This is a genomic window from Paenibacillus periandrae (assembly GCF_022458865.1).
GTDB lineage: Bacteria > Bacillota > Bacilli > Paenibacillales > NBRC-103111 > Paenibacillus_S > Paenibacillus_S periandrae.
In genome coordinates this window covers 115,531-138,897 of sequence record NZ_JAJNMU010000012.1, presented here as the reverse complement: position 1 = coordinate 138,897, position 23,367 = coordinate 115,531, and the positions used below count along the sequence as shown (strand labels likewise).

The 23,367-nt window shown below is 45.0% G+C and carries 21 protein-coding genes, 1 pseudogene and 1 riboswitch; of the genes and pseudogenes, 6 read left to right on the top strand and 16 right to left on the bottom strand.

The features are described 5' to 3' along the window. Window positions 1-729, bottom strand: coding sequence for an FHA domain-containing protein (locus tag LRL21_RS21100; RefSeq protein WP_240417762.1), 729 nt, complete (start codon window positions 727-729; stop codon window positions 1-3). Window positions 730-1,043: 314 nt separating this feature from the next. Here LRL21_RS21100 and LRL21_RS21095 point away from each other — a divergent pair, with 314 nt between their 5' ends. Then, window positions 1,044-2,105: a copper amine oxidase N-terminal domain-containing protein gene (locus LRL21_RS21095; RefSeq protein WP_240417761.1), complete on the top strand. Its 1,062-nt coding sequence runs from the start codon at window positions 1,044-1,046 to the stop codon at window positions 2,103-2,105. Window positions 2,106-2,241: 136 nt separating this feature from the next. On the opposite strand, the gene LRL21_RS21090 is transcribed toward LRL21_RS21095, so the two are convergent. The 5 genes from LRL21_RS21090 to LRL21_RS21070 form a co-directional block, all read right to left on the bottom strand. Then, window positions 2,242-3,039: a protein-glutamine gamma-glutamyltransferase gene (locus LRL21_RS21090; protein ID WP_240417760.1), complete on the bottom strand. Its 798-nt coding sequence runs from the start codon at window positions 3,037-3,039 to the stop codon at window positions 2,242-2,244. A 173-nt stretch (window positions 3,040-3,212) separates the two neighbouring features. Beyond that, complete coding sequence (locus tag LRL21_RS21085; protein ID WP_240417759.1) at window positions 3,213-4,169, bottom strand: EamA family transporter; 957 nt, start codon at window positions 4,167-4,169, stop codon at window positions 3,213-3,215. 76 nt (window positions 4,170-4,245) lie between these two features. Continuing rightward, a riboswitch (purine riboswitch) is annotated at window positions 4,246-4,345 on the bottom strand. A gap of 86 nt (window positions 4,346-4,431) precedes the next feature. Beyond that, window positions 4,432-4,995, bottom strand: a complete 564-nt coding sequence (locus LRL21_RS21080) for an LOG family protein (protein ID WP_240417758.1) — start codon at window positions 4,993-4,995, stop codon at window positions 4,432-4,434. A gap of 61 nt (window positions 4,996-5,056) precedes the next feature. Then, complete coding sequence (locus tag LRL21_RS21075; protein ID WP_240417757.1) at window positions 5,057-5,713, bottom strand: GNAT family N-acetyltransferase; 657 nt, start codon at window positions 5,711-5,713, stop codon at window positions 5,057-5,059. 44 nt (window positions 5,714-5,757) lie between these two features. After that, window positions 5,758-7,221: a hypothetical protein gene (locus tag LRL21_RS21070; protein ID WP_240417756.1), complete on the bottom strand. Its 1,464-nt coding sequence runs from the start codon at window positions 7,219-7,221 to the stop codon at window positions 5,758-5,760. Between the two features lie 413 nt (window positions 7,222-7,634). On the opposite strand from LRL21_RS21070, the gene LRL21_RS21065 reads away from it, so the two are divergent. Next, entirely contained in the window at window positions 7,635-8,138 is a 504-nt protein-coding gene (locus tag LRL21_RS21065) for a C40 family peptidase (protein WP_240417755.1), read from the top strand. A 509-nt stretch (window positions 8,139-8,647) separates the two neighbouring features. Here LRL21_RS21065 and LRL21_RS21060 read toward each other — a convergent pair. The 6 genes from LRL21_RS21060 to LRL21_RS21035 all read right to left on the bottom strand — a co-directional run bounded on the left by LRL21_RS21060 (window position 8,648) and on the right by LRL21_RS21035 (window position 12,471). Continuing rightward, window positions 8,648-9,205, bottom strand: a complete 558-nt coding sequence (locus tag LRL21_RS21060) for an NADPH-dependent FMN reductase (protein ID WP_240417754.1) — start codon at window positions 9,203-9,205, stop codon at window positions 8,648-8,650. Between the two features lie 191 nt (window positions 9,206-9,396). Next, the gene (locus tag LRL21_RS21055) at window positions 9,397-9,750 is read right to left on the bottom strand and encodes a rhodanese-like domain-containing protein (protein ID WP_240417753.1); all 354 of its coding nucleotides are present in this window, start codon (window positions 9,748-9,750) and stop codon (window positions 9,397-9,399) included. Between the two features lie 85 nt (window positions 9,751-9,835). Then, complete coding sequence (locus LRL21_RS21050) at window positions 9,836-10,102, bottom strand: metal-sensitive transcriptional regulator (protein ID WP_240417752.1); 267 nt, start codon at window positions 10,100-10,102, stop codon at window positions 9,836-9,838. A 75-nt stretch (window positions 10,103-10,177) separates the two neighbouring features. Beyond that, window positions 10,178-10,657, bottom strand: a complete 480-nt coding sequence (locus LRL21_RS21045; RefSeq protein WP_240417751.1) for a DsrE/DsrF/DrsH-like family protein — start codon at window positions 10,655-10,657, stop codon at window positions 10,178-10,180. A 34-nt stretch (window positions 10,658-10,691) separates the two neighbouring features. Next, window positions 10,692-11,840 carry an MBL fold metallo-hydrolase gene (locus LRL21_RS21040; protein ID WP_240417750.1) on the bottom strand — a complete coding sequence of 383 codons (1,149 nt, stop codon included), beginning with the start codon at window positions 11,838-11,840 and terminating at the stop codon, window positions 10,692-10,694. Between the two features lie 58 nt (window positions 11,841-11,898). Beyond that, window positions 11,899-12,471 (bottom strand): sulfurtransferase TusA family protein, encoded by a 573-nt coding sequence (locus LRL21_RS21035; RefSeq protein ID WP_240417749.1) that lies wholly within the window; start codon window positions 12,469-12,471, stop codon window positions 11,899-11,901. A gap of 326 nt (window positions 12,472-12,797) precedes the next feature. On the opposite strand from LRL21_RS21035, the pseudogene LRL21_RS21030 reads away from it, so the two are divergent. After that, window positions 12,798-13,354 (top strand): annotated as a pseudogene (locus LRL21_RS21030) (DJ-1/PfpI family protein). Window positions 13,355-13,459: 105 nt separating this feature from the next. On the opposite strand, the gene LRL21_RS21025 reads toward LRL21_RS21030, so the two are convergent. From LRL21_RS21025 to adh, 3 genes are all read right to left on the bottom strand, one after another. After that, window positions 13,460-14,734 carry an erythromycin esterase family protein gene (locus LRL21_RS21025; RefSeq protein ID WP_240417748.1) on the bottom strand — a complete coding sequence of 425 codons (1,275 nt, stop codon included), beginning with the start codon at window positions 14,732-14,734 and terminating at the stop codon, window positions 13,460-13,462. A 151-nt stretch (window positions 14,735-14,885) separates the two neighbouring features. Continuing rightward, window positions 14,886-15,251, bottom strand: coding sequence for a DUF779 domain-containing protein (locus LRL21_RS21020; RefSeq protein WP_240417747.1), 366 nt, complete (start codon window positions 15,249-15,251; stop codon window positions 14,886-14,888). A 12-nt stretch (window positions 15,252-15,263) separates the two neighbouring features. Further along, entirely contained in the window at window positions 15,264-16,784 is a 1,521-nt protein-coding gene (gene adh / locus LRL21_RS21015; RefSeq protein ID WP_240417746.1) for an aldehyde dehydrogenase, read from the bottom strand. Between the two features lie 228 nt (window positions 16,785-17,012). Here adh and LRL21_RS21010 point away from each other — a divergent pair, with 228 nt between their 5' ends. The 3 genes from LRL21_RS21010 to LRL21_RS21000 all read left to right on the top strand — a co-directional run bounded on the left by LRL21_RS21010 (window position 17,013) and on the right by LRL21_RS21000 (window position 21,197). Next, window positions 17,013-18,773 (top strand): sigma-54-dependent Fis family transcriptional regulator, encoded by a 1,761-nt coding sequence (locus tag LRL21_RS21010; protein WP_240417745.1) that lies wholly within the window; start codon window positions 17,013-17,015, stop codon window positions 18,771-18,773. 152 nt (window positions 18,774-18,925) lie between these two features. After that, a complete protein-coding gene (locus tag LRL21_RS21005) occupies window positions 18,926-19,657 on the top strand; it encodes a ZIP family metal transporter (protein WP_240417744.1) in 732 nt (243 codons plus the stop codon). Window positions 19,658-19,838: 181 nt separating this feature from the next. Continuing rightward, entirely contained in the window at window positions 19,839-21,197 is a 1,359-nt protein-coding gene (locus tag LRL21_RS21000) for an Nramp family divalent metal transporter (protein ID WP_240417743.1), read from the top strand. A gap of 41 nt (window positions 21,198-21,238) precedes the next feature. Here LRL21_RS21000 and LRL21_RS20995 read toward each other — a convergent pair whose 3' ends face one another. Continuing rightward, on the bottom strand, window positions 21,239-23,332 hold the full coding sequence (locus tag LRL21_RS20995) for a sensor domain-containing protein (RefSeq protein WP_240417742.1): 2,094 nt from the start codon (window positions 23,330-23,332) through the stop codon (window positions 21,239-21,241). Window positions 23,333-23,367 lie beyond the last annotated feature (35 nt).

Below are 23,367 nucleotides of genomic sequence, written 5' to 3'. Positions count from 1 at the left end.
TTATTCTTTATAGCCTCGCAGCTTGGGCAGCATCTGCTGCAAGTCCAGCATGTACCCGTAACGGGGCACGGAAATAATATATTTGCCGTATTTCGCCAGCTTCTTACGCAATCGATACACCAAGGTATTGACTTCCTCACGACCCACATCAGGAACATCATCAATTCCATTCACAGCTCTTTCAGGCCATATGTTCATCCGAATTTCATCATAGCTGACAGCAGTGTTAGCCATTTGATACAGCAAACCAAATAGCTCGGTATCCTTACTGGATAAATAAATTTGCACACCGTCTATAATGATCTCCCTTCGTTCCATATTAACAAGCAGGCCATTATGCTCTTCCCTGTCTTCCTCGGTGGGAAGCGGAAATTCCTGTGTATCCCCGACACGCTTTTCGTTCTTATTATGAAAAGTAAGCTCTGCAACTCCTCTTGCCAGACTAATGATATCGCCATCATGAAGCAAAAAAGGCTTGTTATTACCAATGACCGTATGATTAACCCGGGTTCCATGCTTGCTCATCAGATCGATAATAAAAAAACGATCATTTTCAACAACAACGACAGCATGCCTTCTGGATATATAAGAGCTGGCAAAATGGATGTCCGGGACAACCTGTTCCCACACACGCCCGATAACCGTTTCCTGCTTGACCAGATAACACGGATTACCCTGCTTGGCAGTTTCACCTTGATTGATAGTCATATACACATCTTGATCGAACATTTTGCTTAACTCCTTTACGATCCCTTTCTTAATTACTTTCGACAAAGCCTGCAAGCCTTCCTGCCGGAGGATTATTCCTTGTTCCCGTAGTACCTAATAGAATGAATATAATGGAATGAGGAACTATATGAAATAGACAATCGATAACAGCTTGCTGACAATTTCGTCACATGTACAGTTTGGGGCAGAGCATGATTGTAAATCACTTGCAACATTTCAGACTACCTTCACGTTAATAATCATAGTGAACGACAAAACAAGGAGCATCACGGTTCCTATCCTACTCAAACACTCAACAGGAGGTATTACTCATCATGAAACCATTTAAAGTACTAGGTTCAGTCATTGCTGGCGTTCTTATAGCAGCCAGCGTCGTATCCGCAGCTCCAAATGATCCAGCAGCGGTGAAACCAATGCCAATTTCCACTTCCATTCCCCAGGATTCCTATGGCGGTCTGAAATTTAATCTCGTCATCAATGGAAAAGGATTTGCGCCAGAAGAAGCTTCTCTATATGTTGGACCCAATAGTCAAATTATGATACCAATCCGCGCTGCTGCCGAAGCTCTGGGCTACAAGCTTACTTGGTCGCAAGACACGCAGTCGCTGGAGCTCGTCAAAGACAATCAGTGGATGTCCCTTCAAATTGGACAAGACAAATACAGCCTCGCCAAAATGTACATTCCGCTTGAGGTTGTGCCTGAGCTAACGAATGAGAAAACCTATGTACCGTTGTCCTATTTCGAGAAGGTGATGAAGCTTCAAGTGATGGCCAGCCCAACGGGTACGATTACGATCAGTTCCAGCGATCAGGGTAGCGAAGAAGCCGCTTCAGCTACAACCAAGCAAGGAACCATCACAAGCATCACTTATAGTGAAAAAGGCGGAGAAATCGGCCTGAATGGTTATGCTCACGGTGTTCGACTGAACATTTCCGATGAGACGGAAATCGTATCCTCAGATAACCAGAAGCTAAAGCTTACTGACCTGCAGCTTGGCATGTCCATTACTGCTGAGCACAGCCTGGTGATGGCTATGAGCATGCCGCCGATGACGAATGCCAAGAAAATTATCGTAACAGATACACGTCCCGCTCAACCAACCTTAGGCACAACGGGAGTAATTGAAGAAATAACCGCTTCTGAGGGCGGCTCGAAGCGTCTAGTGATCAAAGGCGATAAGCTTAGCGACAGCTCCTTCGAGACGATCGTACTGAACGTTTCAAGCTCCACACCTATAATCGGTACTAAAGATAATCAACCTATTGCCGTAGATCAGTTGAAACAGGGTGATAAAGTATATGCTTTCTATGGCCCTAACTTGACCAAAAGCTTACCGCCAATCGGTCAAGCTGTCAAAATCGTTGTAGAAAACTAAGTTGGTTAAGCTACTCGTATCTTGCTAAATAAAGCTGGCCCACAGCCGCTGCATCATCTTTTCGTAATCAAAAGCTTCTAAAGCCTTGATGTGCGAATACATGGATCAGCGTAACTCGGGCCAGCTTTTTTACTAATCAGCTATTTAGTATATAAGATCTCGCTCCTACTTTTGCAATTATAAGCTTTCTACGATCGCTGGTGATAACCCGCCAAAGATAGGAAAAGTCAAGCTGATCGAACCGATCCGCCAAGGAGGCCGATTGAGAGCTGCCAAGTATTCTGGACTTGTTCAGGCCCTCAACGATTTCATCACTAGTCTTGATTCCAAGACCATGTCCGTAATACAGATCTTGCCCCAGCAGGATGACATTTTCCCCTCTCCACCAAGGAGTAGCCGGATCAAAATCAGGGTTTTGAAAATAAAGAATATCTCCCGGCACAGCTTCCGTTGGATTCATCCTGTCATTCAGACGTAAATTACTGTTGAAGTGCCAATCATATAACATAAGATCTGAGAACAACATATCAAATTGTTGGGGACCAATGGATTCCAATACCGCTTTATACAATACGATAGTCACAGCCGTTGCACACTCAAACGCATACAAGCGTCCATTGTTAAAAATATCCCTTATCCCCTCATGAGGGGTTACTCCACTTTTCAGTTGAAACCCACCGTTTTCGATACGATCCCAAAACTCAGGATTGCATTTGGAATGTTCAAAGTCTGAAAACTGGACACCGCTATTATTGAGCAGACGTGAGGATTCTACGATATGGGAACGCACCCCCAGTTCAAATAAAAGGCCGGCGACAGAATCGTATCGATATTCGAAAGAACTGTTTTTCATTTCCCGGTACATGCTTCGTTCCAGTCCGGAAAGCTTAATGTCATCGAAGTCAGCCTCGCTGTTACCCGCGATTATAATCAAAGGCTTCTCCTCCTATCCCATCATTAGTTAGGCGTTTGTTTTATTTTATGGAAATTCACTCCATAAGTGCTAAATGAATCGTGAGCTACTAGAACAGCGGTCTGGACAGTTTAATAAATCGCATGACAAAAAAGGCAAGCTCCTCTGCAAGGAACCTGCCTGAATCAGGGCAATCATGAGGAATCGAGGCTGGATACGGTATAGTTGTCGCCATGGTGTCTGATTCTTTTGAACATCTCGGGAAGTGCAACTCCAAGCATAACTAATGCAACACCAATCCACTGAAGCACACTTACATGTTCATGCAGGACTACGGCCGATAAAAGGACAGCAACAGGAAGCTCCGCGGCTCCCAGAATGCCAGTCATACCTTCTCCGATATGAGGAACCCCCACTGCAAAAAGCACGGGAGGCAAGAAAGCGCCAAATAGCCCCAGCATAAATCCAAATAGAAGCAAGTTCCCCCATAGAAGTCCGTTGATCAGAAAATAAGGAGGGAATAAAATAAACACGAGCAGCATGCCACCTGTGATCATCCAACCACTGCGGTATGCCGGATGAACGGAAGGTATCGCCTTGCCGCTTATCAGGATAAACAATGAATAGCTCACCGCAGATAACAGCCCCAAAGCAACACCGATCCAGTTAAATCTGGCCATCCCTTGCTCAACGATTCCAGCTGCCAGCAAAGTACCTCCGAACAGGATTACAAGTGTGAGAAGCACAATCCCATTGGGCCGTTTGCGATGGCTTATAGCATGAATCAGAACACCGATCCAGGTAAACTGAAATAGTAAGATAATAGCCAATGAATTCGGGATGTATCTTAGGGATTCGTAATAGAGCAGTCCCGTTATAGCCGTAGGAGTCCCTGCCGCCATAAGGAACAATCGCTGCTTCCACGTCAGCTTGGAGGAAGTGATGGAAGGCTTATCAGATGTCGATCCCAGCCTGCTTCTTTCCCGCCACTTTGTAAACAGCATGAATCCCCAGGCCAGAATGAAGCCGACCAACAGTTGGCTGCCCACGACTTCTCCAAGTTCGTAGCCTTCGCCGTAAGCAGTAACAACAATGGTTGAAAGAATGCCGTAACAGATTGCGCCCATTAGAACAGATAACAAATATTTCATTTCTATGATGTCCTCCCTTGTTTCACGCCATCCACTAGAAAGCAAAAAACTTCCTAACTGCGAATATAGGACATCATCGAAGATGTCCTATATTCGTAGTTAGGAAGTTAAGGCTTCCTGTAGAGACCCTCACCCTAATGTCGTGAGGTTATACGAATGAATAATGAGTGATGAGTTAAACAATACATTGAATATTACATGCTGCGTTAGCTATTGTCAATAGGAGAACGCATGGAACTCAGGTAAATCCTATGGTGCAGATTCACCACTTGTTGATATACTCTGCTTTAAAGTTCTTGAGCTGCTCGATTAATAATGTAGGGTCATTATCAATAACAATTAAATTTTTATATGCTTCTTTTACAAACCCTTGTTCAATCATATGATCAAAAAGTGATAAAATCGGTGTGTAATAATTATTAATATTCAGCAGGGCACATGGTTTATTATGATACCCCAGCTGAGCCCATGTAAAGACTTCAAACCATTCCTCCAAAGTGCCTGTTCCACCCGGAAGCGCAATAAAACCATCGGCATACTGTGCCATTAAAGCCTTTCTTTCATGCATAGTATCGACGATGTGCAGTTCTGTAAGCTGCTTATGTGCAATTTCAACATTTGCCAGCTTTTTGGGGATGACCCCAATCACCTTGCCTCCAGCTTCCATAACCGCATCAGCTACAGCACCCATACAGCCAACTGTTGCCCCTCCGTATACAAGATCCAACCCATTCGCAGCCAAAGCTTGACCCAATTTCCTGGCTTCCTCCATATAAATGGGGTCAATGCCTGTACTTGATCCACAATATACAGCTAATGTTTTCATAACCTTGTCTCCGCTTCTCTCTACAATTATTTATAATATCCTATCCTACTATATAGATATTTTAAACTCTAATACTAAAATCCATGCCAAATTGAATTAAACCCAATTTCTGGGCTACTCTCTGAGAACTCAAGTTGTCCCATGAAGTACTATAAATAGGGAGTAATCCTTGTTTAAAAATTTCATTACACCATTTATGTACAACTTTCTGTCCAATTCCCTTTCCCCTATAGGGTTCTATCGTCATCAAACCCGCTTCTGCTGCTTGGCTTGATCTACGTGCACTACAGCAAACAGAAACAGCTGCTTCGTTGATGATATATGCTGCTACAGGCATTCGTTCTTCCAGTTCACCTAATAGTTCACGAAAATGCTGGAGCAACAAATTTTTATTGGATTCATCAATCAGAGTAATTTCACTCTCAGAAATGAGCATGTTGTCCTGGTTAAATGTATAGGCAGGTCCTATCCATATGTCCTTTACTGGCTTGTATTTCTCAATGATCCTACATAAATTCAAGATATGAATGGAATCCAATGTGTGTTGTTGAATCTCTTCAACAATGGATTGTGGCAGATCATTATGATAATAAGTACAAATGGATTCCCTTGTTTTGCCTATAAATACTGCCGTTACGCTAGTCTGATTACGTTCATTAATACCGATGATTTTGTTTTTCTCATTGAGTACGTACAAGGTCGCCGCTTGAATGTTCATTAATGCATTGTCATTGAGTAAGATTCATTTCACGCCTTTCCGATCTATTCACCGCTATCTTCTGAATCGTATTTGCGGTGTTTGGTTTTGCTGTTAGTTAGTCTTGTCAACCGTTGAGGACGTTTCCTGCCACGCCCAATCGGTCTGTCGCCTAACTCTTCCTCTTCATCCGATGAATCCTCTTCCTCCTCCTGACCCCGAGCTTCTTTTTCCTCCTCCTCGTCATCCGAGCCGACATAAGCTTCATCGTCAGAATTGGCCCCAACTTCATTCCAGGGTGCAACTACATCCTGCATACGATCCAGGATTTTTTTAAAATCACTCGTACTCAGATCAAGCCGGAGATAGGCACTCATCTCCTCCTTTGAGATCGTTTCGTCCGCTTTCAGCTTCTCCCACATATCGGATGGGATGGAAAAAGCGATATTGCTCGTGATTTGATCAACAAGCTCTTTATTATCTTCTATGCTTGGCAGCGTCTGTGCTTCATCGTCATCAACCGCTTCTTTATATTCCTTCCGATGCTTCTCAACTCCGCCATGGATCGACACAGCGCTTTCCTTATGGGTCCAGTCCGGGTTGTCGACAATCGATTTCATCGTTGTCCGCAGACTCTCACCTCTCTTACCATCGCTGGCCATCGATTTGAGGAAGTTTTTGGCCATTTTGGGCCGGTTCTTATAATGCTTACGATAGGTCTCAGGCTTTGCCGTATGAGCGGATAAATGAAGCTTGTCCTGCACAAATAGATACGAGGGCATATCGACAAAATGATCAATGCCGGGAATATTTTTCGCAGCGGCATTGCCATCGATTTCCCGGAAGCCCATATTGCTGCTGAACGCAGAGAAGTTATGTTCGAGCATATTGCCCTGTGCCGATTTCCCCGGAAACCTCTTGCCCTTTTCCTCCATTCTTGCTTCATACATCGGGTGGAACTTATCATAGATTTCCTGCTGCTCTGGACTGAATTCTTTCTCAAAATCGTAATCGGGATCTTCCTGCTCCGCTTCCTCATCTTCATCAATCGTATGATGGATAAAATCCATGTATTCTTCATCAACAAGGTGCTCTTCATCTTCGGATGATGCTTCTTTTTCCTCTTCCTCCCTATTTGTCTGTGTCTCTGTATTGACCTGTGCATGACGGGAAATAACACCTCGCAGCCGTTCCTGATCTCCCGCCTCCAATTCGTAGTTACCATCATGAACATGATTAAGCACGATTTGAAGTTCATCTTCCGCTATGTGATCCCAGTCGATAGGTACCTGTTGTCCGTTAGTTTTGTCAATCATTCGTTGTACGGTCATTCCATCTGCCGGCATATCCATAACGGTTGTAGAACCTGTTCTCTCTACTGACTCGCCAGACTGTATCATACGGCCTAACGCACGATTGCCAATGGTCTTCTGCAAATGATCTATAGTTGATGGCACCTGTGATCGCCGCGTTGACGTCGACTGCTGCGAATTAACGCTTGTTCTTCTGATTTTGTGAAAATCGAACATCCTGTTCACCCCCTAATGGGATATATTTCCTTAAAAATCATACATCAATTCATTATTTATGTATAGGTGCCATTGCTCTTATTTATTGCGCTCACGTATCAAACAAAGACAAATAAACGCAGCAAAGGCAAGTCCTTCAGTTGCCGATAAAGAGGTGGAAAACGCTCTCTACAACATGTTCACAGCGGATTGCTCACTGGAATTATACGCAAATTTATGAACAAGAAGATTTGTTTTCCATGGGAAATATTTCGTCAAGGGGGTTTAGATTAAAATTTTCTCATTTATTTCTAATAAAGAGGATCTATACCATGCGGGACAAGGCTTTCAGAGGTCCCTAGTAAATAGTGGGAGTTTTATTTGTGGTATGGTGGTTTTGGGTAAATCACCCGAAACTTACCTTAGGAGGAAACATGAACAGCATGAATAAACACTACGGTAAAACTATTGTCGGTATTGGTCTCAGTCTCTCAATCTTTTTTTCAGGTAGCCTCATCGTTACACCACAATCGGCATATGCAGCTACAGCTTCCAGCACTTCCACGGCTAACAAGATTTTTGCCACAGGCAAAAAATACTTAGGAGTCCCATATAAATTCGGAGCATCCTCGGGCATCACCTCGGCATTCGACTGCTCTTCATTTACCCAATATGTATATAAGAAAAATGGAATTAGTTTACCTCGTTCTTCTGTGCAGCAATCCAAAGTAGGAAAATATGTCTCAAAAAGCCAGCTTAAGCCAGGTGATTTAATATTCTCGGATACAAACAGAGACGGTAAAATCAACCATGTCAGCATCTATATGGGCAATAATAAATTACTTCATACTTACAAAGTCGGTGTAGGGGTTACGATTTCCAATTTCTCTGGTAGTACATGGGACAAGACCTACGTAACGGCACGCCGTGTTCTATAATAACATATACAGTTATTTAATGATGTTAACTAGCTCCAGTTGCATGAACCGTTAGGCTTCGCGTATTGAAACTTCCGGATACAATTGTATTCGTCAATGCAAACTCGAACGTCTCGGTATACCTCATTTGGTGAGCTGTACGAGTGATACATACAATACAATTGAATCCATAACCATAATGAAAACAGGGACATTTGTGCACCTTCGAGCTGCCACAGCTGTCCCTGCCTTATTTCTCTACTATATAACTCACTGGCTAAGAACCTGCTTAAACAGTTGCGCAACGTCATTGGGATCAGTTTTGAATACTCCGCGTGTGGTTCACGTCTCAGACAACGCCGGTATTGACATCAGGTGCTGTAAGTATTGAAACAAGGAAAGGGGCCACTAAGAGCTTGCCACTATCTACATACCAAATAATCGACTAATAAAACAGAAAAAAAGCCTGATTGCTCAAGCTTTTTAAAGTAATTCATTAATTAAGCCGAGGTGGCCTGGCAGTACAGCTATTATTTATCAAGCTGTTTTCGGCAGGCCTGTTCAAGCGCTTCTAACACAACGAGCAGCCTATGCTTCGTCTCAGGATCGGTAATAACGCCTTCTTTGTTTAATTTTAGAGTGATGTGCGGTATCATCATCGTGCCCCCTTCAATAATCTCAGCGTTGATCATATTAAGAGTAAGCAGGAGCGAGGCATGTGCCTTATCACCACCCATAGGTGTTGGTGAAGCACTGATGACTGCTGTAGGTTTATTCATAAACTCACCTGAAGATACGAGCCAGTCCAGTGCATTTTTTAACACACCCGGAACGCCATTCCCATACTCAGGCGTACATATGAGCACACCGTCCGCTTCCTTCAGCTGTAACCTCAGCTCTTGTACAGAAGAGGGTCCATCGTCGAGATCCAGATCAGGGTTAAAATGCGGAAGATCGCCCAGCCCACCATAAATGGAAAATTGAACGGCCCCTGAGGATAACTCGATAATGGCCTTCATTAAAGCTGTATTGGAAGACTTTTCGCGTAGACTTCCCGATATTGCTAATATACGTAAAGCATTGCCCATAGAGCTGCCTCCCTTACTACTATTATTCAAGCTGAACAGCTCTTTATATTTCTATGTATTCTTGGACTCTCGACTCAAGAATTTCAATTAAATCGTCATCCATAAAGTTAAAGTCGTTTTAATATACCGAACAAAAAAGGTACAGTCTCCCGTTTGTCGTGAGTGATTGTACCTTTCTCGACCTCGATTTACTATGCGCAATTCATATTCCGTAGTGCATACAATCGTTCAAAGCCCTGTTTTTTCAAAAGACGCGCAGCTTTTTTACTTTTGTAAGGACTCTCAGATACGATAAGGATAGACTCATTAATGGAAAGCTCTTGTTTCCACACATAAGGCAAACGGCCTATGGATATATTAATCGAGCTCGGTATATGGCAATCCCGGTAATCAGCTGCATCCCGAACATCTAAAATTTTCATGGTGGTGGCTTCCGATGGATTGGATAGTACCTTGGAATCGACGAAAGCCAATCCTTTCACAGGACGAACTATTCGAATAATCCATAAAACGCTAATAATAAAAAGCAGTACAACAATAGTCATTGAAGATCCTCCCAGATTGCTAATAACCCAAACCAATTCACGTTATTACGACGTGGTAATCGCACCGTCCTGATGAAAGCAACCATTAACGACTTTTGACCAGCAGTTCAACTGCTTCTTGAACGAGCTTGCTCGTATCTCTTCCTGCGGCCTGTTCTTCCAGCAAGCATTGCTGCAAATTAACAGCGACAATTTGCGCTAACGCCTTGTCGGATGCATTTCTCACCGCAGACAACTGGCTCACAACCTCCTTGCAGGGTTTACCTTCTTCCATCAATCGCAGAACCCCGCGCACCTGGCCTTCAATTCTTCTCAACCGTTTTTTCATATCCTCGGTATAATTGTATTCCATAATCATCACACATCCTTTCATTAAACTCATACCTGTATGGGTATATTATAAATAAAAAAATGCAATTAGCCAATATCAAATAAACAAATTCACTTTTGCGTTGCTGGCGTCTCCCAGATAAGCAGCCACCCCTGCATATTCCAATCCATCCAGTAATTCTTCCTGCTGTAAGCCAAGAAGATCCATGGTCATCGTACAAGCAACCAGCTTTACACCTTGTTCCTGTGCCAGCTCAATTAGCTGCGGCAGCGACAGGGCATTATGTTTTTTCATTACATGTTTAATCATCTGCGGTCCTATACCTGCAAAATTCATTTTTGACAAACCTAATTTATTGGCTCCCCTCGGCATCATCCATCCAAATGCTTTTTCCAGAAAACCCTTTTGCGTAGTTACGACTTCATCTTTGCGTAGCGTATTTAAACCCCAAAAGGTAAAGAAAATCGTCACATCATGATCGTAAGCCGCAGCACCATTCGCTATAATAAAGGCAGCTATCGCCTTATCCAATTCACCACTGAATAGCACGATTGTGGTTTTCTCTTTATTTTCCATGTTTTAAATCCCCTTTTCACTTAGGTTGACAGGTTTAATTATCGTGAATCGCACAACGGTTTGGTCCCATCTCCATATCACGCTGCTCTTCCTCGCCTGGCTCCAGCTTCCCCATGTTCGTTTGACGTATTTCTTGATATGCATGAGGCTGCGGCGGTAAATGCTTCGTTACCTGATGCCTGAATTCGGCCTCATCTTGTACTTTTAAACCCGGATTGTTGAGATACAGCTCGGCTAAGCTGGCAGAAGCACTTCCGTTTGCACCAAGAACGGAAATCTTGCCAAAGTGAGCGGGCAGGACGATCAAATCATCAGGTAGTTCTTTGTAACGGTTGTATAAAGTATCATGAAGATCTCCGACCCAAGCCTCTGCTTTACCAGCCAAATCTGGACGGCCTATGGACTCGATAAATAAAATATCGCCTGTTAGTAAGTATCGTCCGTCCACTATGATGGAGGTACTGCCAACGGTATGGCCGGGCGAGTAGATGGGCTGGAGAGCGATTTGGATATTTCCAACAGGAATGATCGTACCTTCTTCAAGCCTTTCATACTTATACTTCACTTCAGTCGCGTCTTTGGGCGGCAACCAATAGATGGCTCCCACTTGCTCCGCTAATAAACGGCCACCAGAAATATGGTCGGCATGGAGATGGGTATCCAGGGTGTGTTTAATCTGAACATGCTGTTCTTGGGCAAAGCGTTCATAAACTTCGGTCATTCTGGCCGTATCCACAACGGCTGCTTCACCCTGAGAAATAATCATGTAGGAAAGACACCCTTTGCCAATGCGGACAAACTGGTAGATGGAACCCCCATCGGTAAGGTCCCCAACCTTCACAGGCTCCAAATACTCACTCCAGGACTTCATGCCACCTTCAAGATAAAAGATTTCGGATCGTCCCGCCTCAATGATTTGCTGAGCGATAAATTTGGATGAGCCTTCCTTGGCACAAACGACTACAGCCTTCCTCCCAACCGGGATTTGTTCAAGTGCAGCATCCACACCATCCAACAGATCAAAATACGGAATGTTAATGACCTCGATACTTCCCCCTTCAATTTTCCAATTGTTAAAATCAGTTTCGTTTCGAACATCAAGGATAAACAAATCCTGCTTATTAATAATGAATCGCGTCAATTCTTTGGCTGTCATTGGCTGTATTTGTGATGTATTTAACATATAGATAAGTCCCCTTTCAACTGACAACCATTCTGTGGGCATACTTTTGAATGTGGGTTCATTGATTACTTTCTGTCGGTCCACTCCATTCAGACATCCCCCTTAGCACATTGGTAACAGTGAATCCCTTATCAGCTAAAAGTTGACAGGCCCGATCACTTCGATTTCCGGTACGGCAAATCAAATAGAAAGTCTGGCTCGGATCCAAATCGCTCCATCGTACTTCCAAATCACCAAATGGTGTGGAAACGGCACCTGGAATCCGGTTAAAAGCGTATTCTGCGGGTTCTCGCACATCGATAATCGTTAGCTTTTCATTGGTCTCTATCCGTCTCAGCAGCTCCTCGTTCGTTACAGTCCGCGAAAATTGCAATTCTTCTTTAATCTCATCGGGGTTCGCCTTGCGAATAAAGTGCTTCAAAACGTTACCTTCCTGAACTGTTCCCAGATACTGATGTCCCGTATTTGCAGCCCATGCTTGAAAATCAGCTAATGAACCTTTATCCGTCGCTTGAACCTCTATAACTTGACCTGAATGAAGATCATTTATTTCCTTTTTGGTTTTGACGATTGGCATCGGACAAGCAAGCCCTCTGCAATCCAGTATTTGATCTGCATAAATAACTGACATCCTAATTACCTCCATATTTTTTATTACATACATATACCCCTATAGGTATACTGAATATACTAATCAATTAACTCATGCATGTCAATAGAGGTCGTTTTATCCATCCGGCATTTCAGATCTATCCACCTGTTACTATCAAGTCATTACAAAAAGAAAAGCCGACGGTACCCGATTCTTGATCGAGTTGAGACCGCGGCTCTACTATTATGTTTCCATATGCTGTCGATTAATAAGCACGGTTGGATAAGTCCCTCTTTACAAGAGACAAATGTTCGATACAATTAGTATATGGGATAAATACCCAAATTTGTTTCAGGAGTGATTGAATGTCTAAAAAGGTTCTTTTCATCACAGGAGATGCCGTGGAATCATTAGAAATTTATTACCCTTACTATCGTGTGCTGGAAGAAGGCTATGAAGCTGTCATTGCCTCGCCAACGAAAAAAGTGCTGCGGACCGTCGTTCATGATTTTGAGGGCTGGGACACTTATACGGAAAAGCCGGGATATCAATTGGAATCACACATAGCCTTGATCAAGTAGATCCGACTGAATATGACGGTCTTATTATCCCAGGCGGCCGCGCTCCTGAATACATTCGACTGAATGAGAATATTCCACGGATACTAAGTCACTTCTTTGAAGCAAATAAGCCGGTTGGTGCGATATGTCATGCCGTTCTGGTGCTTAATGCCCTGAAAAGCAATCAATATTTTGAAGGCAAGACCATGACTGCCTATACAGCTTGCCGTCCGGATGTGGAAAATCTGGGTGCGATCTACTCCTCTGAAACTTTGCAGGTAGACGGCAATATTGTTTCAGGACATGCCTGGCCGGATCTGCCCGGATTTATGAGAGAATTTCTTGGATTATTGAAAAAATAAGATATATTTATATAACATGAATTCAAAATAACGAACCAGACCTCCGGCCCCAAAGGTTGAATGTCTGGTTTTGTTTTCCTTAACAAAAGACTATGAAGGGGATGCTCACATATCTACAGAGGCTGCAAAGCTAAATATGGGAGTCAACGCTTTCGTCTGATCGATATAAATAAACGCGTCATAACGCTTCGAAATGATTGTAGGAACATAATTACCCCTTTCCCGCTCAGGCTGATACACGACGCCAATGGCTCGATGTCCGACAAAGGTCTCATCCAATACGCTCACCGATTTTTCATCAAACAATAACAGCTTGTCCTCCGCTCCATCTCGGTGCAGCAATTCCTCCCAGCTATTCACAACAGCAGGCGGCACATTCATCTCCTCCGGCTGCGCCCCCCAAGCCGTGCCTGCGATGACGGTTCCCTGATAGGTACCAAAGCCGATGGCGTATACATCGTTACCATGCTTCTCCCTCAGCAGCTGTCCCACGTTGACCATTCCATCATCAGCCATATCTGTCGCACGAGCATCCCCAATATGGGTATTATGTTCCCACACAAGAGTGCGGGCGGCTTCTCCATGAAACACCATAAGCTTCTCCAACGCCTCGACCATGTGACGGTCCCTAATATTCCAGGACTCCGCATCATGACGAATCATGGTTCGGTAATAGGTTTCTGCCCCTTTAACGGCCAGTGCGTTCAACTCTGCACTGAGCGCATTCTCCTGATCCTGCGGGTGGACCTCCTTCCATTTATCCTGCAGCTGACGTAGCAAAGCGATTACCTCGTCCTCGCAGCCCTCCCCGAATAGTGAAGCTGATGCGCCATACGATTGCTCGTCCCGACCAAACGGCTCAAAGCATTCAAAAGCCCGCTTGGCGAGCTCCAGATCCGCACTATCCTTAGTACCGAGATACTTAACGATTTCACTCATGGATTCCCAAAGACTGTACACATCAATCCCGTAAAAGCCGACCTTTGCATGGTCCGGTTTGTCCGCGTTATATTGACGCAGCCATTCGGCAAGCTCAAGGATCTCCCGGTTAGCCCACATCCAGGCAGGCCAACGATTGAAGTCCTTTAAGGCTTCCCTCGCCTCCACTCCGGCATCAGAATACCCCTTAACGTATCGGTTCAACGTATAGCATGAAGGCCAATCGCCTTCAACCGCAATAAATCGAAATCCTTTTTCCGTAATTAATCGTTTGGATAGCTCCGCACGCACCGTATAAAACTCGGAGGTTCCATGTGACGCTTCACCAAGGAGTATATATTTGGCATCACCGACTCGATCGATCAGTACTTTCAGGCTCTCATCTTTAACAAAAGGCTGTGCATGCTTGCGAATCGATTGCATCATCAATTGATCCTTCATCCATCGTCACTCCTTACGTGCTTGGTCGATTCCGTTCTTCCAAAGTTTGCACGTATTCAGGACAAAACATTCACTGCTTAAATGAAACACAAATAGACCCTGCTCCCTTCAAAATAAAGGAAACAGGGCTTCTGATGCTTGGTATAATAACCTACAGATCCAGTATCCGACGCTCCTCGTCAGTGAACATTCTGGAGCGAGTCAGAAAACGGCGGCCTTCCGGCCCCTCAAGCGAGAACATCCCGCCTCTGCCCGGTACCACGTCGATAATGAGCTGAGTATACTGCCAGTACTCGTATTGAGCTTTACTCATATAAAAGGGCGCATCGCCGATGTCACCCAGCCACACATCGCTGTCGCCAATGATGAAGTCTCCCTGTGCGTAGCACATTGGAGAGCTGCCGTCGCAGCAGCCTCCAGACTGATGGAACATGAGCGGCCCATGTTTGGCCTTGATTGTCTCAAGCAGCTCCAATGCCGCGTCGGTAGCAATGACCTTGCTCACTCCCGTTGTCATGTTGTGGCTCTCTTAGAAGAAACCAAGCGCGTCGGGACTGTAGCTGACAAGCAAATTTTTCGTTTGCTGATAGTGTGAAAGCATCATTTTGTGATTCTCGCGGCCAATGCCTGAGCTCTTGTAACCGCCGAAGGCGGCATGGGCAGGATAAGCATGGTAGCAGTTAGTCCATACACGGCCAGCTTGAATGCCGCGGCCCATCCGGTACGCCGTATTCATGTCTCGCGTCCACACACCTGAGCCGAGTCCATAAAGCGTGTCATTAGCGATAGCAAGCGCCTCCTCCTGATCCTTAAACGTCGTGACGGAGAGCACCGGCCCAAAGATTTCCTCCTGAAAAATTCTCATCTTGTTATGTCCTTTGAGAATTGTCGGCTGAATATAGTAGCCTTCGGAAATATCTCCTTCGACCATTGCCCGATTGCCACCAATCAAGCATTCCGCGCCTTCCTCTGCACCGATATGGATATAGCTCATAATTTTCTCAACCTGCTCGGTGGAGGCTTGAGCCCCAAGCATCGTTTCGGTATCCAATGGATTGCCTTGCTTAATGGCTGCGACACGCTTCAAGGCTCTTTCCATAAATTGATCATATATTGATTCCTGTATTAAAGCGCGTGACGGGCTGGTGCACACTTCCCCTTGGTTCAGAGCAAACATAGCGAAGCCTTCGAGCGCTTTATTAAAAAAGGCGTCATCCTGTGCGAGCACATCCTTGAAAAAAATATTCGGTGATTTGCCACCAAGCTCCAAGGTGACCGGAATCAGGTTCTGAGAAGCATACTGCATGATCAATCGACCTGTCGTTGTCTCGCCGGTAAACGCAATTTTCGAAATTCGGCTGCTCGAGGCAAGCGGTTTACCTGCTTCAAGTCCGAAGCCGTTCACAATGTTGAGTACGCCAGGCGGAAGCAGGTCTTGAATAAGCTCAGTCAACACCAGAATAGATGCCGGCGTTTGCTCAGCGGGCTTCATGACGACTACATTGCCGGCTGCAAGAGCTGGAGCAAGCTTCCAGGTCGCCATCAGCAGCGGGAAATTCCATGGAATAATTTGACCAACGACCCCTAATGGTTCAATAAAATGGTAGGCTACCGTATGGTCATCCAGTTGGCTGAGCGTACCCTCCTGAGCGCGAATGCTTCCTGCAAAATAACGAAAATGATCGATAGCAAGCGGAAGATCAGCCGCGAGCGTCTCTCTAACCGGCTTGCCGTTATCCCAGGTTTCGGCTACAGCCAGCATTTCCAGATTCGCTTCGATACGGTCGGCAATCCTGTTCAAGATGACGGCACGCTCCGCAACGGATGTGCGGCCCCATGCATCCTTCGCCGCATGCGCCGCGTCCAAAGCCATTTCGATATCCTCGGATGTCGAGCGGGGAACCTCGCAAAATACACGGTTGTTGACAGGCGACGGATTGTCAAAGTATTGGCCTTTAACTGGTGCAACCCATTGCCCGCCAATAAAGTTCTCATACCGTTTTTTAAATGTAACCTTGGAACCGTTGTGACCTGGTTGTGCATAAATCATATCGCTCAGCCTCCCTATAATAAATTACAATATATATACATGCAATAATCGTGCCAATGCGTTTGGCTCTACCAGATCAGCCCATTTTGTAAGCGTTATATAGTAGCTGTTCCCTTCTGGTGCAAAGGGGTTGTTCCATTTTGGAACATTCTTTCTTACAGCTAACATGAGTGAAAGCAACTATGGTATGATCGATGGAGGATACCAATTTCGTTGGAGGTGTTCATTGTGTTTTCAGTGGAAAATAACTTTTTATCAGAATCAGCGGCATCTTCATGGAAGCGTTGTCATGAGTTGGGTTTAAAGCCAAGCGACCCTGTAGACGATGCCATCTTAACCGAAAGCCGTATTCATGCTCTACTAAGAAATAACGAGCAAACGATCCATTACGCGGAGCAGGTATTTGATCAGATGCACACCAGCATCAAGCAGTCCGGTCAGATCGCGCTGCTAATTGATGCAGAAGGAACCATCATGCATACGGTGGGTGATGTCGATTTCTCGCGTCGGGCATTAGCGGTTCAACTGCAGGTGGGAGCCAACTGGGCTGAAGAAAGAAAAGGAACGAACGCAATCGGTGTTGCCCTTACTGAGAGAAAACCTGTTCGAGTGCATGCCGAAGAGCATTATTTTAACTCCAATCACTTCTTGACCTGCGCCTCGGCTCCGATCTTTAATTCCATCGGTGAACTGATCGGTGTCATCAATATTAGCGGTAAGCAGGAGCATTACCATGTTTATACGTTCACCCTTGCCTGTCTGGCTGCCGCTTCCCTACAAAATAAAATGCTGCTGGAGGAATCGAAAAAGGAGCATCTCATTACTTTAAAAGAGCTTGAGCATACTGCCCAGCATCATCCTTTGCCGCTGCTCACACTCAGTCGGGATAACCGAATACTACGGGCCAATCATGCGGCCATCCGAATTGTTGGTCATGATGCGATTGGCAAGGAATTTTCGAAAATGGAAGGCTTCTCCGTTGAAACAATTCATAACGAGCATCAAAAGCTGTGGCAATCCGTATCTATTCGCAAGCAGGCGGCACATGCCCAGCACTTGTATACATTTAATGAAATTATCGGTACATGTCCATCTATCCTACAGAAGAAGGAGCTGGCCTATAAGGCGGCTGCAACTGACTATCCGATCTTATTGCTGGGTGAAAGCGGTGTGGGCAAAGAATTGTTCGCACAATCGATTCATACGGCCAGCTTACGCTGCGGAGAGTCCTTCATTGCCCTGAATTGCAGCGCGATTCCGGACAGCCTCGTTGAGAGCGAATTGTTCGGGTACGCCCGCGGTGCCTTTACAGGGGCGAACAAGGACGGTAACACAGGGAAATTTGAGGCTGCCCATAAGGGTACGATTTTCCTGGATGAGATTGGCGACATGCCGCTTCGTGCTCAAGCTGCCTTATTAAGAGTGCTGCAGGAAGGTGTAATTACCCCGGTAGGCAGCGCGAAAAGTAAAGCCATTGATGTGAGAATCGTTTCAGCAACGAACAAGGATTTAGCTGCTGAAGTAAAGGCAGGCCGATTCCGTGCCGATCTGTTTTACAGGCTGAAGGGCATTCATATTACGCTGCCGGCATTACGGGAACGAAGTGATGTGTTAACCTTAGCAGCTCATTTACTTCATAAGCAGGCTACTCCATCCCCGGTGCTCACAGAAGCAGCGCAGCATAAACTGCTTGCCTACAGCTGGCCGGGCAATATAAGAGAGCTTAATGGTATTCTCATGCAAGCTATTTTTCTGGCTGAAGGACGGGCTATTGATGCTGAGCATCTGATGTTTGAGCAAACCGATGGGTTCGTTAGAGCAGAATCGGACGATGACCATTTATACACTTTGAAAGACGCTGAGATCACAGCGATCAAGAAGGCACTCAAAGCCACGGAATGGAATCTTAGCAAGGCTGCCCATCATTTGAAGATTGGACGAACGACCTTATATCGTAAAATCGAGGAATATAACATTTCCTTATTTTAATAGCTTAAACAAATTATCGGGATGTAGGCTGCACCCATGTGTGCGCCTGCATCTTTTTTCATGGGATTAACTGCTCATTGACTGCAATTCTAATTTTACAGGTTGTACATATATCTTAAAATAGGAAAGGATGGATTACGTGGAGGGTTTACATGAATGAGATGATGCTTGGGGGTTTTCTTTCTGCAGTTTCCACCGGAATAGGTGCGCTGCCTGTTCTTCTATTCAGGCGGTTGTCCCATCGCCATATGGATATTTTGCTGGCTTTGACAGCGGGTATTATGGTCGCGGCTTCCGTCTATGGTTTAATGCCCACTGCATTAAAGCTTTCCAATCTGTTCGTATTATGCTGTGGCGTTCTGTTAGGGGTTGCATCACTTAGCGTATTGGAGGAATACCTGCCACATGCAGATATCGAACATGCCAAATCCGACGTGCAGTTCAATTCCAAGTCCTTCCTTCTTGTAGTCGCTATGTCGCTGCACAATCTGCCTGAGGGATTATCTATAGGAGTCAGCTATGCCAGTCAGGTTGAGGGCTTAGGCAACGTGGTAGCTCTCTCCATCGGATTGCAGAATGCCCCGGAAGGCTTGCTTATTGCCTTATTTCTGACAAATCAAGGAATACGCCGAAGTACCGCGATTGGCTTGTCTGTGCTCACGGGTTCAATTGAATGGCTTGCCTGTCTCCTCGGTGCTCAGTTGACGTCTTCCTTTTTAAAGCTGATTCCTTATGGACTTTCCTTTGCCGCGGGTGCAATGCTCTTCATCGTATACAAAGAATTAATACCGGAAACACACGGACATGGGCATGAAAAAGCGGCCACCTTCTCGTTTATCGTGGGTCTGTTATTGATGGTATGCATTCTCGGTTGGTTCGGTTAAAGGGCTATCAACACAATAAAATATTTTTTCTTTCCCTGAGGAAACTTTTTGTTGTACAGGCAATATTTTTGTTGTAGGATAATATTGTAAGTAAAAGGCAGCTACATACTGGCCATTGATTTTTTTAAGCTAAATGTTGCCTTACAACAAAACTATTGCGCAAAGGAAAGAAGGATGCTTAATGGAACCAGTTGTTCAAGAGTCAACACCTCCGTCATCCCCTGCGACAGGATGGAGGAGGGAACGAGTCGCCCCCAGCTTGCCGGAGGTTTACAAATCACTCCATATTCCCAAAAAAGGCAGCTTCTTCAGGAAGCTTCTGGCCTTCGCCGGTCCAGGATATCTGGTTGCTGTCGGTTATATGGATCCGGGTAATTGGGCTACCAGCTTAGCCGGCGGATCACTGTACAACTACAAATTGTTATCTGTCATTCTGATTTCCAACTTGATGGCGATTGTTCTGCAATCCTTAACCGCTCGTCTTGGCATAGCAACAGGAAGAGATCTTGCGCAGGCATGTCGTGATCATTACAGTAAACCAGTCAATTTTGGACTCTGGATTTTATGCGAATTGGCCATAGCCGCATGCGACCTGGCCGAAGTGATCGGTTCAGCGATTGCCCTGAATTTATTATTTGGAATCCCGCTGCTATATGGTGTCTTGATCACTTCGTTCGATGTCATACTCGTCCTTATGCTGCAAAACAAAGGCTTCCGCTATATCGAAGCTATTGTCATATCCTTAATCGTTACGATCTTTGTATGTTTCGGTATTGAAATGATACTTTCCAAACCGGATATCGTTGGTATCATGGGCGGGTTTGTACCGAGTACCGAAATTATCAGTAATCCGGCAATGTTATACATTGCACTGGGGATTCTGGGTGCAACCGTCATGCCTCACAATCTGTACCTGCACTCGGCGATCGTCCAAACAAGAAGCTATGAGGACACTTCCGAAGGGAAACGCTCTGCCATTAAATTTGCTACAATTGACTCCACTGTCGCCTTAATGCTGGCACTGTTCGTTAATGCCGCTATATTAATACTGGCTGCAGCCGCCTTTCATACGACCGGTCATACGGAGGTTGCCGAAATTGAAGATGCTTACCAGCTGTTAACACCTCTATTGGGTACTAGTATTGCCAGTGTTCTGTTTGCAGTAGCCTTACTGGCGTCAGGTCAAAACTCCACCTTAACAGGAACATTAGCTGGGCAAATTGTCATGGAAGGATTTTTGAATATTCGGCTCAAACCGTGGATTCGCAGATTAATTACCCGTCTGATTGCCATAGTGCCTGCAGTTATCGTTATTGGCATTTATGGTGAAAAAGGAACTGGCGATCTTTTGATCCTGAGTCAAGTCATTCTTTCCTTGCAGCTGTCCTTTGCGGTCATCCCTCTGGTCATGTTCACATCTGACAAAAGAAAAATGGGTGAGTTCGTAGCCCCTAAATGGCTGTCCAGAATGTCATGGGTTATTGCTATTATCATAGCTGTTTTGAATGTATATCTGCTTTACGGTACTTTTTTTGATTAAGATCCATTTTGAATCAGACTTTCAATATTCAGCTATCACTGTCACTTCGAGCACACCTCTGTTAAATAACGTGCTTCGAGTTGCTCACAAGGCATTGGCCGATCAATCACGTAACCTTGTACAAGATCGCATTTCATAGTTTGCAAGCATTCCATTTGTTCTATGGTCTCGACTCCTTCGGCGATGACCCGCAGCTTCATACCATGTGACATATCGATAATGGCTTTTGTAATAACCAAGCTTTTTGAATCGCTGGTCAGCTCCTGCACAAAGCTCTTGTCAATCTTAAGAATGTCTATCGGGAACAGCTTCATATACCCGAGCGCCGAATACCCCTTTCCAAAATCGTCGATCGCGATTTGAAAACCAAACGATTTGATTTCGCTCAAAATATGCAGCACCGATTCCATGTCGTGCATGCTGCTGCTTTCCGTTATTTCGATTACGATTTGCTGCGGGTCGCAATACGTCTCAATCACAATATCACGGATATTTGTTGCCAAGTCTGGTGCAAGAAACTGTCTGGCTGATAAATTCACAGCAATCGCTGGTACGACCAACGATGCGGTATGCCAACGATTGAGCTGAGCGCATACCTCCTTCAATACCCATTTATCGATCTCCATGATGACACCTGTTTCCTCCGCTATAGGAATAAATTCGGCGGGGGGAACAGCTCCCAGACTGGGATGATTCCACCGTAACAATGCTTCCATACCTTCGAGGACACCGGTTAGTGCGTTAACCTGCGGCTGATAATGGAGGGTCAACTGATTCCTGACAATTGCCCACCTTAGCTCATTCTCCAAATCCAGCTTACGCAGAAAGGTGCTGAGAATGCTTTCATTAAAGAACTGGTATCCTCCCTTCTGAAGTTTAGCTTGGTACATAGCTAAATCCGCATGCTTGAGCAGGGTGTCAAAATCGCCCCCATGTGTCGGGTACATGCAGATGCCTATGCTAGCATTAATATAAAGCTCATTATCCTCTACCCAGAAAGGCTTATTGATACTGGAAATAAGATGCATGGCGATATGTTTGGCTTCTTCCTGCTCCTCTAAATCCTGCAGTACGATAATAAACTCATCGCCTCCCAATCGGGACACGATATCGTTCTTTCTTACGACCGAGCTCAGACGATCAGCGACCTGCTGGAGCAGCTTGTCTCCAATATTGTGTCCCAACGAGTCATTGACCATCTTGAACCGATCCAGATCGATAAAAAATATCGCCAGCATCCGATTGGTTTGCACTATTTTTGTAGTAGCTTCATTAACCAATTCGCTGAGCAGGGTTCGGTTAGGCAGCCCTGTTAACTTATCAAAATGAGCCAAATATTTGAGGTGCTCCTCAGACTGCTTGCGTTCCGTAATATCCGTGAACATTCCGATATAATTCGTGATCGCTCCGGTTTCATTGCGCAGGGTCGTTATGGATAGCCATTCGGGGTATAGTTCTCCGTTCTTTCTTTTGTTCCATATTTCACCTTCCCACAGACCGGTCGTATGAATCGTTTCCCACATTTTGATGTAAAAATATTGATTCTGCAAGCCAGAGTGCAGCAGTCGCGGTGTATGTCCTGCAGCTTCCTCTTCTGTGTATCCAGTCATTGTGGTAAAGGCTTGATTGACGGATAAAATTTTAAGCTGTTTGTCTGTAATCATAATTCCTTCGCTGGAATTGCTGAACACTTGCGCATGCAGCCGCAGCTTGGAAATCGTATGCTTGCGATGGGTAATATCCGAAAACATCCCGACATAATGGAGCAGAATCCCATTCTCGTCCTTTACGGAATGAATGGAGAGCCACTCGGGATAAATTTCACCGTTTTTTCTGCGGTTCCAAATTTCCCCCTGCCACTTTCCGTCTCTATGTATGGAAGCCCACATATTCACATAAAATGCTGAATCCTGATAACCCGATTTCAATACACTTGGCTTTTGCCCAATGACCTCTGACTCGTTATAACCGGTAATGGATACAAAAGCAGGATTGACGATCATGATCCTTGAATGGCGATCCGTGATGATAATCGCTTCCTGCGAATCTTGAAATATACGGGCATAAGGTATGACGAGGTTAGCGGATACCAGCTTATCCCAAAGGGCATCTGTATGTCCTTCATCTGTATTCATTAAGAAGACCCCTCTCTGCAGCAGCGCCCATGGTT